This window comes from Caballeronia zhejiangensis, from assembly GCF_022879815.1.
Lineage (GTDB): Bacteria > Pseudomonadota > Gammaproteobacteria > Burkholderiales > Burkholderiaceae > Caballeronia > Caballeronia zhejiangensis.
This window is the reverse complement of sequence record NZ_CP084283.1, coordinates 208,044-222,463: the sequence shown is the minus strand read 5'-3', so window position 1 is coordinate 222,463 and position 14,420 is coordinate 208,044. Positions and strand designations below refer to the sequence as shown.

The 14,420-nt window shown below is 64.9% G+C and carries 12 protein-coding genes; 4 read left to right on the top strand and 8 right to left on the bottom strand.

What is annotated here, in order from left to right; all coding sequences use genetic code 11:
- Positions 1–25 precede the first annotated feature (25 nt).
- Positions 26–652: a 16S rRNA (guanine(966)-N(2))-methyltransferase RsmD gene (gene rsmD, locus LDZ23_RS01105; protein WP_008351713.1), complete on the bottom strand. Its 627-nt coding sequence runs from the start codon at positions 650–652 to the stop codon at positions 26–28.
- A gap of 232 nt (positions 653–884) precedes the next feature.
- On the opposite strand from rsmD, the gene ftsY reads away from it, so the two are divergent.
- Positions 885–2,120: a signal recognition particle-docking protein FtsY gene (gene ftsY, locus LDZ23_RS01100; protein WP_008351714.1), complete on the top strand. Its 1,236-nt coding sequence runs from the start codon at positions 885–887 to the stop codon at positions 2,118–2,120.
- Positions 2,121–2,152: 32 nt separating this feature from the next.
- Here ftsY and LDZ23_RS01095 read toward each other — a convergent pair whose 3' ends face one another.
- The 3 genes from LDZ23_RS01095 to LDZ23_RS01085 are packed head-to-tail and all read right to left on the bottom strand — an operon-like array spanning position 2,153 to position 4,120.
- Complete coding sequence (locus tag LDZ23_RS01095; RefSeq protein WP_008351716.1) at positions 2,153–2,770, bottom strand: LysE/ArgO family amino acid transporter; 618 nt, start codon at positions 2,768–2,770, stop codon at positions 2,153–2,155.
- Positions 2,767–3,411, bottom strand: a complete 645-nt coding sequence (gene maiA, locus LDZ23_RS01090) for a maleylacetoacetate isomerase (protein WP_008351718.1) — start codon at positions 3,409–3,411, stop codon at positions 2,767–2,769. Before maiA ends, LDZ23_RS01095 begins: the two co-directional genes overlap by 4 nt.
- A gap of 10 nt (positions 3,412–3,421) precedes the next feature.
- The gene (locus LDZ23_RS01085; protein ID WP_008351720.1) at positions 3,422–4,120 is read right to left on the bottom strand and encodes a fumarylacetoacetate hydrolase family protein; all 699 of its coding nucleotides are present in this window, start codon (positions 4,118–4,120) and stop codon (positions 3,422–3,424) included.
- 326 nt (positions 4,121–4,446) lie between these two features.
- Here LDZ23_RS01085 and ybiB point away from each other — a divergent pair, with 326 nt between their 5' ends.
- Together ybiB and leuA are read left to right on the top strand one after the other, a co-directional pair.
- A complete protein-coding gene (gene ybiB / locus LDZ23_RS01080; RefSeq protein ID WP_008351722.1) occupies positions 4,447–5,439 on the top strand; it encodes a DNA-binding protein YbiB in 993 nt (330 codons plus the stop codon).
- Between the two features lie 417 nt (positions 5,440–5,856).
- Complete coding sequence (gene leuA, locus LDZ23_RS01075; protein ID WP_008351725.1) at positions 5,857–7,509, top strand: 2-isopropylmalate synthase; 1,653 nt, start codon at positions 5,857–5,859, stop codon at positions 7,507–7,509.
- Positions 7,510–7,525: 16 nt separating this feature from the next.
- Here the strand turns inward: leuA and LDZ23_RS01070 are convergent, their stop codons facing one another.
- Together LDZ23_RS01070 and LDZ23_RS01065 are read right to left on the bottom strand one after the other, a co-directional pair.
- Positions 7,526–7,909 (bottom strand): nuclear transport factor 2 family protein, encoded by a 384-nt coding sequence (locus tag LDZ23_RS01070; protein ID WP_008351729.1) that lies wholly within the window; start codon positions 7,907–7,909, stop codon positions 7,526–7,528.
- Positions 7,910–7,954: 45 nt separating this feature from the next.
- Positions 7,955–8,521 carry an acyloxyacyl hydrolase gene (locus LDZ23_RS01065; RefSeq protein ID WP_033536544.1) on the bottom strand — a complete coding sequence of 189 codons (567 nt, stop codon included), beginning with the start codon at positions 8,519–8,521 and terminating at the stop codon, positions 7,955–7,957.
- A gap of 363 nt (positions 8,522–8,884) precedes the next feature.
- Between LDZ23_RS01065 and rpoH the strand changes: the two genes are divergently transcribed.
- A complete protein-coding gene (gene rpoH / locus LDZ23_RS01060) occupies positions 8,885–9,820 on the top strand; it encodes an RNA polymerase sigma factor RpoH (protein ID WP_008351733.1) in 936 nt (311 codons plus the stop codon).
- A 131-nt stretch (positions 9,821–9,951) separates the two neighbouring features.
- On the opposite strand, the gene nagE is transcribed toward rpoH, so the two are convergent.
- Together nagE and ptsP are read right to left on the bottom strand one after the other, a co-directional pair.
- Positions 9,952–11,742 (bottom strand): N-acetylglucosamine-specific PTS transporter subunit IIBC, encoded by a 1,791-nt coding sequence (gene nagE / locus LDZ23_RS01055; RefSeq protein WP_008351735.1) that lies wholly within the window; start codon positions 11,740–11,742, stop codon positions 9,952–9,954.
- Positions 11,743–11,829: 87 nt separating this feature from the next.
- The gene (gene ptsP, locus LDZ23_RS01050) at positions 11,830–14,418 is read right to left on the bottom strand and encodes a phosphoenolpyruvate--protein phosphotransferase (protein ID WP_008351737.1); all 2,589 of its coding nucleotides are present in this window, start codon (positions 14,416–14,418) and stop codon (positions 11,830–11,832) included.
- Positions 14,419–14,420 lie beyond the last annotated feature (2 nt).

Genomic DNA, 14,420 nt, shown 5'->3' with positions numbered 1-14,420 from the left:
GCTGCGTCGAAATCGGGAACGCGCATTATTCCTCATTTTCGCGGCGCAGCAAATGATAGCGGACGGCGCCCGCCTTGCCCTCGCGCACGACGCTCCAGCCGGCGAGCGCATCGATGCCGGACATGTCCAGCGCATCGCCGCATTCGACGTAAATCGCGCCATCGGGCGAAGCGAGCGGCGCCGTCAGCTCGAGCGCCCGCAATAGCAACGCGTGATCGCCGAAAGGCGGATCGAGAAAGATCACGTCGAACGAACCGGGCGCGAGGCTCGCGACGAGCCGCAGCGCATCGGCCTCCGCGATCTCGATGTTGTGCGCGCCGAGCTTGGCCTGATTCGCGCGGATCTGAGCGGCCGCCTTCGCGCTTCGTTCGATCATCAGCACGCGCGCCGCGCCGCGCGACGCGGCTTCGAAACCGAGCGCGCCGCTACCGGCGAACATGTCGAGACAACGTTGTCCGGAGAGATCCTGGCCGAGCCAGTTGAAGAGGGTCTCACGCACGCGATCCGGCGTGGGCCGAAGGCCATCGAGATCGAGCACGGGCAGCGGCGTGCGCTTCCAGTCTCCGCCGATGATGCGGATCGTGTGCGGTTTGCCGCCGCGCGATGGCGTGTGGCTGGTCAGGGCGGAGCGGGTAGCGGACGAGCGAGGCATAAAAGGAAGGTGGGAGTCGGGCGCGCCGGGCGTGTTTTTGCTTGAGATCGGATGGCGCGAGCAATGAAAGCCAACGTTACCACACGCACGCCATCACGGGAGCCGCACGGGCGCGCACGGCAGCGCCTGATAAAATATGCCGCTTCCATCCCATCGCGCGGGCCTCGCGCAAAAACGACTCGAAAGCGCGCACAGGGCCATCGGATCACGCGCGCATCATCGTCACACATCCATGTTCAGCTTCTTCAAGAAATTCAAAAAGCCGGCTGATGCGCCGCTCGACGCGCCTCAGGACGAATCCGTCGAGGCGGCCGAAGACGAAGAAATCTCCGACGCCGAGCTGGAACGTCAGGCGCTTTCCGCCGAAACGCCGTCGGAGGAAGTGCAGCCGGAGGAACCGGCGCCCGCGGAAACCGTCGCTCCCGCTGCGCCCACGCCGCCCGCCGCACCGCCCTCGGAGGAATCGAAGGAATACTGGCAAGGACGCACGCAATCGCAATGGGCGCGCGGCCCAGAGACGGATCAGGCGAGCGAGGAAGTCGTGCCGCCGCCGACGCTCGATGCGGCCGCGAAAAAATCGTGGATCTCGCGTCTGCGGCACGGTCTTTCGAAGACGAGCTCCAATCTGACGGGGATTTTCGTCAGCGCGAAGATCGACGAGGATCTCTACGAAGAGCTCGAAACCGCGCTGCTCATGTCCGACGCCGGCGTCGATGCAACGGAATTCCTGCTCGAATCACTGCGCGAGAAGGTGCGCGCGGAACGCCTGACGGACGCCTCGCAGGTCAAGAAGGCGCTGCGCGAACTGCTCGTCGATCTGCTGCGCCCGCTCGAGAAATCGCTGATGCTCGGACGCGCGCAACCGCTCGTCATCATGATCGCGGGCGTGAACGGCGTCGGCAAGACGACGAGCATCGGCAAGCTGGCGAAGCATTTGCAGCGCTTCAATCAGTCGGTGATGCTCGCCGCCGGCGACACGTTCCGCGCCGCCGCGCGCGAACAGCTGACGGTCTGGGGCGAGCGCAACAACGTGACGGTGATCGCGCAGGAAAGCGGCGACGCCGCCGCCGTGATCTACGACGCGGTCGGCGCGGCGCGCGCACGCAAGATCGACGTGATGATGGCCGACACCGCCGGACGTCTGCCGACGCAATTGCATCTGATGGAAGAGCTGCGCAAGGTGCGCCGCGTGATCGCGAAGGCAATGCCCGATGCGCCGCACGAAGTGCTGCTCGTCATCGACGCGAACACGGGTCAGAACGCGCTCGCGCAGGTCAAGGCGTTCGACGACGCGCTCGGTCTCACCGGCCTCGTCGTCACGAAACTCGACGGCACCGCGAAGGGCGGCATTCTCGCGGCCATCGCGCGTCAGCGGCCGGTGCCGGTGTATTTCATCGGCGTGGGAGAGAAAGTCGAGGACTTGCAGCCGTTCAGCGCCGAAGAATTCGCCGACGCGTTGCTCGGCTGAACGTGAAACGAGCGCCCGCGTGGCGCTCTTTTTTATCGCGCGAAGAGCAAGGAAGCCGCGATCCACCACATCACGCAGCCGACGATCACATCGAGCACGCGCCACGACACGTCTTTCTCGAACCACGGTTCCAGAAGACGCGCGCCGTAGCCGAGCGCCGTGAACCAGACGATCGACGAAGACATCGCGCCGGCCGCGAACCACGCGTCGCCCGGCCAGCCGCGTTGCGCGCCGATGCCGCCGAGCAGCACGACGGTATCGAGATAAACGTGCGGATTGAGCAGCGACAAGGCGAGCACCGTGGATGCCGCGCCCACCGCCGTCTGCGAATCGCCATCCGATGCGTCCAGATGCCCCGGCCCGCGCCACGCCGCGATGAACGCGCGCAAGCCGTACAGGAACACGAAGATCGCGCCGGCCCAGCGGATCACGTCGAGCAGGACGGGCGCACGCGAAATGAGCGCCCCCATGCCGCCGACGCCGAGCCCGATCAACATCACGTCGATGAACGCGCAGATCGACACGACGATTCCTACGTGACGTCGCTTCAAACCCTGCCGCAACACGAAGGCGTTCTGCGCGCCGATCGCGACGATCAGGCTCGCGCCCAATCCCGCCCCCGACAGAAAGCTCGGGAAATCGGCCGTCATTCGGCGTCCGGTTGCTGCGCGGGAGCGGCCCGCGCGAAGGCGTCGATCGTGCTGGCGTGATCGGCGATGCGCGAAATCGTCGGATAAGCGCTCACGTCGATGCCGAAGCGCCGCGCGTTGAACACCTGCGGCACGATGCACAGATCGGCAACGGTCGGCGTGTCGCCGAACGTGAGCGCGCCGACGCGCCTGTCGGCGGCCAGCCGCGTTTCGAGCGACGTGAAACCCATCTCGACCCAATGCCGATACCACGCGTCCTTCACGTCATCCGGCACCTTCACCTGATGCTTCAGGTACTTGAGCACGCGCAAATTGTCGAGCGGATGAATCTCGCACGCGACCTGCATCGCGACCGAACGCACGAACGCGCGATCGGACGGATTCTTCGGCAGGAGCGCCGGCTCGGGATGCGTCTCCTCGAGATACTCGATGATCGCGAGCGACTGCGTGAGAACGTCGTCGCCATCGACGAGCGCCGGCACAATGCCGTCCGGATTCACCGCGCGATATTCGGGCTTCAACTGCTGGCCGCCGTCGCGCAGCAAATGCACGCCCTCGTACTCGTAATCGAGCCCCTTCAGATTCAGCGCGATACGCACGCGATACGCCGCCGAGCTGCGGAAATAGCTGTAAAGCTTCATGGTCGCGGACTCAGACGACGCGCACGGAGAATTCGCCGATGCCGTCGACGCCGCCCTTCAGCACGTCCCCCTTCACGACCGCGCCGACGCCTTCGGGCGTGCCGGTGAAGATGAGATCGCCGGGGAAGAGTTCGAAGAGCGTCGACAGATACGCGACCGTCTCGCCGACCGACCAGATCAGTTGCGAGATGTCCGAGCGCTGCTTTTCCTCGCCGTTGACCGTCAGCCAGATCGCGCTCTTTTCCAGATGCCCGACCTTCGATACGGGATGAATCGGGCCGATCGGCGCGGAGCGGTCGAAACCCTTCGCCGTGTCCCACGGACGGCCGAGCTTCTTCGCTTCGGCTTGCAGGTCACGGCGCGTCATGTCGAGCCCGAGCGCGTAGCCGTAGACGTAATCCAGCGCCTTATCGGCGGGAATGTCCTTGCCCTGCTTGCCGATCGCGGCGACGAGTTCCATCTCGAAGTGCAGATTCTTCGTCTGCGACGGATACGGGAATTCCGCCGTCGAGCCCGGCGCAACGTTCAGCACGGCATCGGCGGGCTTGCTGAAGAAGAACGGCGGCTCGCGATCCGGATCGTGGCCCATTTCGCGCGCATGGGCTTCGTAGTTTCGCCCGACGCAGTAGATGCGGCGCACGGGAAACTGCTCGTTCGAACCATCGACGGGCACGGCTGCTGCCGGCGCCGGAGGAAACACATAACTCATCCCGCTCTCCTGATGCTGTTTTGATTTGCAGATTTCCGGACGAATGCGTCGGCGTTCACGGCCGGCGAGAACAAGGAGTGTAACGTGCGCGCACAAATCGTGGCGAAGCTTGTCGGGCTTGGCTCAGCGAGCTTTCGACCGGCCTTCGGAGCGGCGGCTGGCGCGGTGGTTTTAGTAAGCATCGGCGGAAAAGCGCGCGAAACGTTCGATGGGCAAACCTTGCCAGCGCTCCTCAAATGCGGTACTCAATAGCATTCCTGCACCTTAAAAAGCGCAACGGCATCGCTCAGATTACGGAATTGAGCGCCCGATCGCGCACCTCTCCGATGACCGACTCCGCTTCCCCCACTTTCGCCTGCGCACGCTACATCAAGGAAATCGGCCGCGGGCCGAATGGCGCGCGCGCACTTTCGCACGAGGATACTTACGCGCTCTACGAAGCGATGCTCGACGATCGCGTGCCCGAACTCGAACTGGGCGCGGTGCTGCTGGCCTATCGCGTCAAGGGCGAAACCGCCGCCGAGCTTGCAGCGATGCTTTCCGCCGCGCATCGCTCGTTCGAGCCGCTGCATGTCCAGGATGGCCGCGAGCACGCACGGCCCGTCTCGATCCCGAGCTACAACGGCGCACGCAAGACGCCCAATCTCGTACCGCTCCTGTCGCTGCTGCTCGCGCGCGAAGGCGTACCGGTCCTGGTGCACGGTGTCACCGGCGATCCCGGCCGCGTGACGAGCGCCGAAATCTTCGCCGAACTGGGCATCGCGCACGCGGCTTCGCACGATGAAATCGAAGACAGCCTCGCCTCGCGCCGCCTCTCCTTCGCGCCGATCACCGTGCTCGCGCCGAAGCTCGCGCGATTGCTCGCGCTCAGACGCCGCATGGGCGTGCGCAATTCGACACATACGCTCGTGAAGATCCTTCAGCCGTTCGCGGACCCGGGCCTGCGGCTCGTCAACTACACGCATCCCGAATATCGCGAGAGTCTCACCGGGCTTTTCACCGCGCATCCGGACGCGGCGGCGGGCGGCGCACTGCTCGCGCGCGGCACGGAAGGCGAAGCCGTCGCGGACACGCGCCGCCAGGTGCAGGTCGACTGGTTTCACGACGGCCACGCCGAAACGCTGATCGCGCCCGAGCATTCGCAGCCGGACGCCCCGCGTGTCGAGCTGCCCGAGACGCTCGACGCCGCGACCACCGCGCGCTGGATCGAATCCGTGCTGCGCGGCGATGTGCCGGTGCCGCCCGCGGTCGCGCGCCAGGTTGAAGTCATCGCCAATGTGGTGCGCAAGCCGGTCGCCGGTCAGGAAAATCCCGTTTGACACACTATTCAACGCTGGTTTAAAGTCGAACGCATGCGCTTGACCCAGTTCTCCTCCCTCCGAATTATTTCGGGCCGCCTAGCGCGGCCCCTATCGCTACGTCTAGCGTAAGTCGCCAGACGTAGCGCCGTGCGTTCGCAAGTCGCGCGGTCCTCCAGAAGTTTCCCGCAGTACCTTTTCTTACCAACCTGTAGTCGTCAGCTTTTCGTTCGCGCATCCCGCGAAACGGAAACGCGAGGGTCACATGCACGCTGCTTCGCGCACGTTCACGTTGGTCGCAGGCGTCACCATCGCCGGTGATTCGTGTGAACGCGCGCGCCGCCCGGTCTTACGTGCATGCCGCCACGCCCGGCCAGCCGCCGGACACGGCCTCTCTCGCAGACGCTACGCAAACCGTCCGAAGAGAGATCGACGATCATGATGCCGAACCCCGCCGAGAAATACCGTCCGTTTCCGCAAGTCCGTCTGAATGGCCGCCGCTGGCCGAACCGCACGATCGAAAAAGCGCCCGTCTGGATGAGCACCGATCTGCGCGACGGCAACCAGTCGCTCATCGAGCCGATGAGCATCGCAGCGAAGCTCGAGTTCTTCGAGATGCTGGTGAAAATCGGGTTCAAGGAAATCGAGGTGGGCTTCCCGTCGGCATCGCAGACGGATTTCGACTTCGTGCGCAAGCTGATCGACGAAAAGCGCATTCCGGACGACGTGACCATCGAAGTGCTCGTGCAGTCGCGCCGCGAACTGATCGAGCGCACGTTCGAAGCGGTGGAAGGTGCGAGCAAGGTGATCGTGCATCTCTATAACGCGATCGCGCCGTCGTTCCGCAAGATCGTGTTCAACCAGTCGAAGGACGAAGTGAAGGCGCTGGCGGTCGAAGGCACGCGCATCATCAAGGAATGCGCGGCGGCGCGGCCGGACACGCACTGGATCTATCAGTACTCGCCCGAAACCTTCAGCATGACGGAGCTGTCGTTCGCGCGCGAAGTCTGCGATGCCGTCGCGCAAATGTGGCGTCCGACGCCCGATCACAAAATGATCGTGAATCTGCCCGCGACCGTCGAAGCGGCAACGCCCAACGTCTTCGCCGATCAGATCGAGTGGATGGACCGCAACATGGGCTTTCGCGACAGCATCGTGCTGTCGGTGCATCCGCATAACGATCGCGGCACGGCCGTCGCGGCGGCGGAAATGGCGTTGCTCGCTGGCGCGGATCGCATCGAAGGCTGCCTCTTCGGCAACGGCGAGCGCACCGGCAATGTCGATCTCGTGACGCTCGCGATGAATCTCTACACGCAAGGCGTCGATCCGGGCCTCGATTTTTCCGATATCGACGCCGTGCGCCGCGTCGTCGAGCGCTGCAATCAGATTCCGGTGCATCCACGCCATCCGTACGCGGGCGATCTCGTGTTCACCGCGTTTTCGGGTTCGCATCAGGACGCGATCCGCAAGGGCTTCGCGCAGCGCGTGCCGGGCACGGTGTGGGAAGTGCCCTATCTGCCGATCGATCCGGCCGATCTCGGCCGCAGCTACGACGCCGTGATCCGCGTGAACAGCCAGTCCGGAAAGGGCGGTTCGACGTATCTGCTCGAACGCGGTCTCGGCTTCACGCCGCCGCGCCGCGTGCAGATCGAATTCAGCCACGCCGTCCAGAAAGTCACCGATGCATCCGGCGCGGAAATCAGCGGCGAAGCGATCTGCGAGCTCTTCAAGCGCGAGTATTTCGATGCGGGCGGGCCGGTATCGCGCATCGACGTTTCGACGCTTACGGTATTCGAAAGGCGCGTCGCATTACCGGCCGTAGTGGCTGCGACGAGCGGCGACGCTCACGCGCAGGCGGTCGCCGCCGCGCTCGGCGTGGACGCGAGCGTGAACTGGTTCGAGACGTCCGTGACGGCGAACGGCGACACGGCGGCGTTCGTCGGCTGTCGTGTCGGAGACGGGCCGACGCGCTTCGGCGTCGCGGTGCATGCGAATCCGGCGCTCGCGGTCGCCGATGCCGTCGTGAGCGCGGTCAACCGCTCCGGGCGCGTCGTGGACAACCTGCGGCAAGACGAAGCCGTGGAAGCGTGATGGGCGGCGCGCGTGGCTATTCGAGCGCCACGCGCGTCGCCTGCAGGGCGAGCAGCTGCCATTGGCCTTCGGTCTGCACATGGACGGCGGTGTAGGCGATCGGAAACAGCAGCGCGCCGTTCTTCGATTCCATCTCGATCAGCGCACGGCCCGACACGAGGCACGTATCGCGGCCGGCGGGCAGCACATCCTGCGACTGAATTTCGATCTGCCGATAGCGGCGGCGGCCCGCGGTGATCGCGTCGATGAACTGGCGCTTCGTCTCCCGCTTGCCGTTCGTGTGGACGTAGCTGACGTTCTCGGCCAGCAGCGCGTCCAGCGCCGGGCCGTCGCCCTCGACCATGGCACGGAAGCGATCGCGCTCGAGGCCGCGGATGGCCTCAATGGTTTTTGCCGGCATCTGTCGATTCCCCTTGTGTCGAGGAACCGATGCGCCGGCGCCTCGTCAGAAGTTGTATTGCAGATATAGCTGGCTGAAATTTATACCAGGATTCGGCTCTTTGATACCGCCGTTCGACAGATGCTGAAAGCGAAATCCCGCTTGATAGCTCTGCTTCGACCCGAAGATCATGCCGACGCCCACCATGTCCGCGAACTGGAACGCCGACCCGACGCTGAAATCCTCGGTGATGCGCGTGTGCGAGAGCAGCCGCACGCCGACGCCCGCCTCGATGAACGGCCGGAAGTAGCCCGAGCTCTTCACGAAGCGCAGCACTGGCGTAATGCCGAATTCCCATATGTTCGGATGCACGGCGTTGTCCTCGGTCGTGTGCCAGTAGGACACGTGACCTTCGCCGATGAGCGTGAAGTGAAAACCGCCGATCTCCCACCAGGTGAGGCCCGGATCCCAGGACAGGCCGAGATCGGCCTTCTTGATGTCGTGGTCGGCGACGCCGCCGGCGATCTGGACACCGAATCGGTCGGCATGAGCCGCCGCCGACGCGAGACCCAATGCAGTACAAACCGCCACGCGCACTAGCGGGCGGGGCCACGAACTCTTGTTTTTATGCATTTGCACCCCAATTTGCTCGGATAGCGGGTGTGTTTCGTAAATTGCTGTCGCTTGGCGATTCTAGTGACGTTTTAAAACATTTGCAGAAATCGCATCAGCGCGTCCCAGTTTGTAGAATTTTTGATCGCGACAGTAGGCAAGTAAGGTAAATCATGCGAAAACGTTTCCGCCTCCGGTAGTTTCTTCCGCTGCTCGCGCAACAGTCCGTCCTATTGAACCCGCAAATTCGATAGTTTTTGTGGGAACTCCCACATTCCCCTCTGCTCTAACACTTAGCACTCGATGGACTGGAGTGCTAATATCGTGTCTGACTTGCCGCGGTCGTTAAGCGGCACGTGAATTGTTGATAAGGAGCTTATGAGCGTGACCAATGCGATGACCCTTCCGAATGTTGTGAGCTCGGCACCTGCCAAGGCATCTTCGGCAGGCGCGCTGACGTACGCGCAGTCGTCGATGCTGACCGGCCAGATCGGCAACATCGATTCATACATACAAGCAGTGAACCGTATTCCGATGCTTTCGCAGGCGGAGGAACGACAGTACGCCACCGAATTCCGCGAGCAGGGCAACCTGAACGCCGCGCGCCAGCTGGTGCTTTCGCACCTGCGCCTCGTCGTGTCGATCGCCCGTAACTATCTCGGTTACGGCTTGCCGCACGCCGACCTGATCCAGGAAGGCAACATCGGTCTGATGAAAGCGGTGAAGCGCTTCGACCCAGAGCAAAACGTGCGCCTGGTGTCGTATGCGATGCACTGGATCAAGGCCGAGATTCACGAGTACATCCTGCGCAACTGGCGCATGGTGAAGGTCGCGACGACCAAGGCGCAGCGCAAGCTGTTCTTCAATCTGCGCAGTCACAAGACCAGCCATTCGGCGTTCACGCCGGACGAGATCGAAGGTCTCGCGAGCGAGCTGAACGTAAAGCGCGAGGAAGTCGCGGAGATGGAAACGCGCTTGTCGGGCGGCGATATCGCGCTCGAAGGCCAGGTCGAGGATGGCGAGGAAGCGTACGCGCCCATCGCCTATCTGGCCGACTCGCACAACGAGCCGACTAACGTCATCGCCGCGCGGCAGCACGACAGGCTGCAAAGCGACGGCCTCGCCGATGCACTCGAATCGCTCGACGAACGCAGCCGCCGCATCATCAAGGCGCGCTGGCTCGACGTGCAGGACGACGGCTCGGGCGGCAAGACGCTGCATGAACTGGCCGACGAGTTCGGCGTCTCGGCGGAGCGCATTCGCCAGATCGAGGCGAGCGCGATGAAGAAGATGCGCTCGGCGTTGCATGACTACGCGTAACAATTGACTGTGCCATTGCAGAAATTGCAAAGCCCGCCGTCGACGAGACGGCGGGCTTTTTCTTTGGCACTTCGCTGAAAACACAAACGGCGCCCGCGGGCGCCGTTTGTTATCGAGCTTCGATTACCGCCTCAGGCAGGCATCGGTGCAGCGCCGCCGCCGTTGCCGGACAAGCGCGTGGACAGTTGCGCCGCATAGCGCTGCGCCGCCGCGCCCACGACGATGTGGAACGTATCCGCCGACACCCACGCCACATCCAGCGACGACAAACGCTGACGATCCACCGACGACGGATCGCGCACGACCACGCGCAGGCGCGTCTGCGCAACCGCGTCGAGCGATACCACGTTGGTCGCGCCGCCGAACACCGCGAGCCAGCGGAACGGGTCCGGATCGAGCGGGCCGGGCGTCTGGTCGCCGCTCACCGCTGCCGCGACCGGTTGCGCCGGCGTCGACGATGCGGGCGTTGCGCCGCGCGTCGACGAATGCTCGAGTTCGCTGCGGATTTCATCGGCGATCAGATCGGCTTCCGGCCCGATGATCACCTGGACGTTGGTCGCGCCGCGCTTCAACACGCCGCGCGCGCCGATGCTCTTCAACTGCGGCTCCGACACCTTCTCCGAATCCACGACCGACAGACGCAGACGCGTCGTGCAGGCATCGACGAGCGTCAGATTGGATGCGCCGCCGAGCGCCGCGACGTACTTCGCAGCGCGCGTGTTCGACACGGCTGCTGCCGCGCCGGGCAGGGGTGGAATCAGGCCGCCATCGACGGTTTGCGCCACGTCGGTTTCGGCGTCGGTCGTGGCCGGCTCGCGGCCCGGCGTCGCCATGTTGAACTTGCGGATAAAGAAGCGGAACAGGCCGTAATAGATGACGAAGTACACCGCACCGACCACGAGCGCCAGCCAGCCGCGCTGCGACAGACCGTAGTTCAGCACGTAGTCGATCGCGCCCGCCGAGAACGTGAAGCCCAGGTGGATGCCGAGCGCCGAGCAGATGGCGAGCGACAGGCCCGTCAGCACTGCGTGGATGCCGTAGAGCACCGGAGCCAGGAACATGAACGAGTATTCGATCGGCTCGGTCACGCCCGTCAGGAATGCGGTCAGGGCCATGGAGAACAGCAGGCCGCCGACGATCGCGCGGCGCTCCTTCGGCGCTTCATGGAACATCGCGAGGCACGCGGCCGGGAGACCGAACATCATCACCGGGAAGAAGCCCGTCATGAAGCCGCCCGCCGTCTTGTCGCCCGCGAAGAAGCGATGCAGGTCGCCGTGCACGATCGCGCCGCCGTCGGGCGGCGTGAACGAGCCGAACACGAACCACGCGAGCGAGTTGATGATGTGATGCAGACCCGTAACCAGCAGGATGCGGTTCAGCACGCCGAACACGAAGGTGCCGAGCGCGCCGGCGGTCGTCAGCCAGTTGCCCGCGCCGTCGATGGCCGCCTGCACCGGCTGCCAGATGTAGCCGAAGACGATGCCGAGCACCAGACACGCGACGCCTGTCACGATCGGCACGAAGCGCTTGCCGCCGAAGAATGCCAGATACTCGGGCAGCTTGATGTCCTTGTATCGGTTATACAGATAGCCGGCCACCATACCGGCGATGATCCCCGACAGCACGCCCATGTTGAGCTTGTCGTTGATGTCCTTCATCACGGCCACTTCGATGAGGTAGCCGATCGCGCCGGCGAGACCCGCCGTGCCGTTGTTGTCCTTCGCGAAGCCCACCGCCACGCCGATCGCGAACAAGAGCGGCAGATTGGTGAAGATCGCGTCGCCGGCGTCGGCGATCATCTTGATGTTGAAGACATCGGGCTGGCCGAGACGCAAAAGCAGGCCGGCCACCGGTAGTACGGCGATCGGCAGCATCAGCGCGCGGCCTAGTCGCTGCATCTTTGCAAACGGGTTGGCGTCCATCGGGTTCTCCAAAAAATATAGGTCTTGTCTTTGCTGCTTCGGGGATTGCTGAAAAGGCATCCGTGAAGCTGGCTGCAGGGAAGACGTTCAGTCCTGCGGCCAGATTTCGCGGCTTGCCGCTCTTACTGCCTGAGCCGATTCGAGCGCGAGGCAATCCTCGGCGCGCTGACGGCACAGTTGGTAATCGAGATTGCGCACGCGTGCCTTGATGCCGGGCACCGACACCGGATCGACCGACAATTCCGTCACGCCGAGTCCGATGAGCAAGGGCGCCGCGACCGGATCGCCGCCGAGCGCGCCGCACACGCCGACCCACTTGCCGTGCTTCTCCGCGCCCTGCACCGCCGCCTTGATGAGACGCAGCACGGCTGGATGCAGGCCGTCGGATTGCGCGGCGAGATCGGGCTGGCAACGGTCCATCGCGAGCGTGTACTGCGTGAGATCGTTGGTGCCGATCGAGAGGAAATCGGCGTATTTCGCCAGTTGGTCGGCAAGCAGCGCCGCCGACGGCACTTCGATCATCACGCCCACTTCGACCGGATCGGTGCGGCCCGCTTCGCGCGCCAGTTCGTCGATGCGCGCACGCAAGCGCTGCAGTTCGCCGGAATCGGTGACCATCGGCAACAGGATTCGCAGCGCGCCCGCCGGCTTCACGGCGAGCAGGCCGCGCAACTGGTCATCGAGCAGATCGGGGCGCACTTGCGCGAGCCGGATGCCGCGCAGCCCGAGCGCCGGATTTTCCTCGGGCGGCAGCGTCAGATAATCGACTTCCTTGTCCGCGCCGACATCGAGCGTGCGGATGATCGCGGTGCGGCCCTGCAAGGCATCGACGATGCCCTGATAGCTTTGCGCGTGCTCCGCGACCGTCGGCGCCGACTGGCGATGAATGAACAGCAGTTCGGTGCGCAACAGTCCGACCGCATCGGCGCCGTTTTCGACGGCGGCTTTCGCGTCGTCGAGCGTCGCGATGTTCGCGGCGACTTCGATCGCGCGGCCATCCTTCGTCGATGCCGCTTCGCGCGACAGCTTGCGGTTCGCTTCACGCACGCCCGCGAGCCGCTCGCGCTCGTTGCGTGCGCGCTCGACGTCGAGCGCGGTCGGCGCATGCTCGATGCGTCCCGCCGATGCATCGACGACGACTTGCGTGCCTTCGGGAATCGCGTGCAGCGCATCGCCGATCGCGACGAGCGCCGGAATGCCGATCTGCCGCGCGATGATCGCCGCGTGCGAGGTCGCGCCGCCGCGCGCCATCACGAGCGCGGTGACGCGGGTGCGGTCGAGCGACGACAGATCGGACGGCGTGAATTCCGTGGCGGCGAGCACGGCTTCCTGAGGCAACTCGAGCGCCGCCGTGTTGTTGAGGCCGAGCGCGCGCAACACGCGCTTTTCGATGTCGCGAAGATCGGCCGCGCGCTCGGCGAGCAGTTCGTCCTGCACGTTCGAGAGCAGCGCGATCTGCGCGCGGATCGCCTCGCGCCATGCGAAGCCCGCGCTCTTGCCGAGGCTGATGAGATCGCGCGCGGCGTCGAGAAGCGTCGGATCTTCGAGCAGCACGCGATGCACCGCGAAAATGCCCGCTTCGCCGACCGCGCCGCGCTGCGACGCGGTACGCACGGTTTCGCCGAGTTCGGCATCGACCTGGGCGATGGCTTTATCGAGCGCGCGGCTTTCCGCCGCCGACGCGCCGCTCGCCTGTTCCGGCGGCACGATTTCCTGATCGTCCCAGCGCACCAGCTTGCCGATCGCGATGCCCGGCGCCGCGCACACGCCCGCGAGCGTGTTCGGCGGCAACGGCTCGCCCGTTCGCGTGGCTTGCACGACCGGCGCGGGCGACTTCTCGCGCGCGGGCGATTCTTCGACTTCGCCTTGCGCCGCGCGCAGCAATTCCACCGCGACCGCTTCGACCGCCTGTTGCGCCTGCACGCCGATGCCGACGAGCTCGATGGTCGCGCCCTCGCCCGCACCGAGGCCGAGCAGGCCGACGACGCTTTCCACCGGCGCCTTCTTGCCTTCGTAGCGCACTTCGACCTTCGCGTCGAAACCGCGGGAAGCTTCGCGTGCCCGCGCCGCCGGACGCGCATGGAGGCCGCCCGCATGGGAGAGCGTCAGGCTGCGGCGCGCTTCGTCGAGAACGACCGCGCCCGCGCGCGCCGTCTCGGCTTTCTCGCCGTCCTTGGCGCGCAGAACCAGCAGGCGCGAGCCCGCTTTCAGCACGCCGCGGCCGGCGCGATCGATGACATCGAAGGCATCGCCGTTGGCGATCGCGATTACCGAAACGAGGCTCGGCGCGTGCTGCGCGACGAAATCCGCATCGAACTCGATCAGCGGCTCGCCCGCGCGCACCGTCGCGCCTTGCTGGATCTTCGGCGTGAAGCCCTTGCCGCCCAGCTCGACCGTGTCGATGCCGATATGCACGAGAATCTCGGCGCCTTCCTTCGTGCGCAGCGTCACGGCGTGATGCGTGCGCGCCAGATGCGTGATGGTGCCGTCGCAGGGCGAGACGAGCACGTTATCGAGCGGATCGATGCCGATGCCGTCGCCGAACATGCCCTCGGCGAACACGGGATCCGGCACGTCGGCGAGCGGCACGACGGGACCGGTGAACGGCGCGAGCAGCACGACGTCGTTCGGGTTATCGATGGAATGGTTCAACAGTGACTCCTCGGCACGGCGCATCG

Excerpts from the sequence above, each read along its gene's own strand:
- nagE (WP_008351735.1), bottom strand. The coding sequence starts at position 11,742 with ATGGACGCCAACCCGTTTGCAAAGATGCAGCGACTAGGCCGCGCGCTG.
- LDZ23_RS01070 (WP_008351729.1), bottom strand. The coding sequence starts at position 7,909 with ATGCCGGCAAAAACCATTGAGGCCATCCGCGGCCTCGAGCGCGATCGC.
- LDZ23_RS01095 (WP_008351716.1), bottom strand. The coding sequence starts at position 2,770 with ATGACGGCCGATTTCCCGAGCTTTCTGTCGGGGGCGGGATTGGGCGCG.
- ybiB (WP_008351722.1), top strand. The coding sequence starts at position 4,447 with ATGACCGACTCCGCTTCCCCCACTTTCGCCTGCGCACGCTACATCAAG.
- LDZ23_RS01085 (WP_008351720.1), bottom strand. The coding sequence starts at position 4,120 with ATGAGTTATGTGTTTCCTCCGGCGCCGGCAGCAGCCGTGCCCGTCGAT.
- ftsY (WP_008351714.1), top strand. The coding sequence starts at position 885 with ATGTTCAGCTTCTTCAAGAAATTCAAAAAGCCGGCTGATGCGCCGCTC.
- rsmD (WP_008351713.1), bottom strand. The coding sequence starts at position 652 with ATGCCTCGCTCGTCCGCTACCCGCTCCGCCCTGACCAGCCACACGCCA.
- ptsP (WP_008351737.1), bottom strand. The coding sequence starts at position 14,418 with ATGCGCCGTGCCGAGGAGTCACTGTTGAACCATTCCATCGATAACCCG.
- leuA (WP_008351725.1), top strand. The coding sequence starts at position 5,857 with ATGATGCCGAACCCCGCCGAGAAATACCGTCCGTTTCCGCAAGTCCGT.
- maiA (WP_008351718.1), bottom strand. The coding sequence starts at position 3,411 with ATGAAGCTTTACAGCTATTTCCGCAGCTCGGCGGCGTATCGCGTGCGT.
- LDZ23_RS01065 (WP_033536544.1), bottom strand. The coding sequence starts at position 8,521 with ATGCATAAAAACAAGAGTTCGTGGCCCCGCCCGCTAGTGCGCGTGGCG.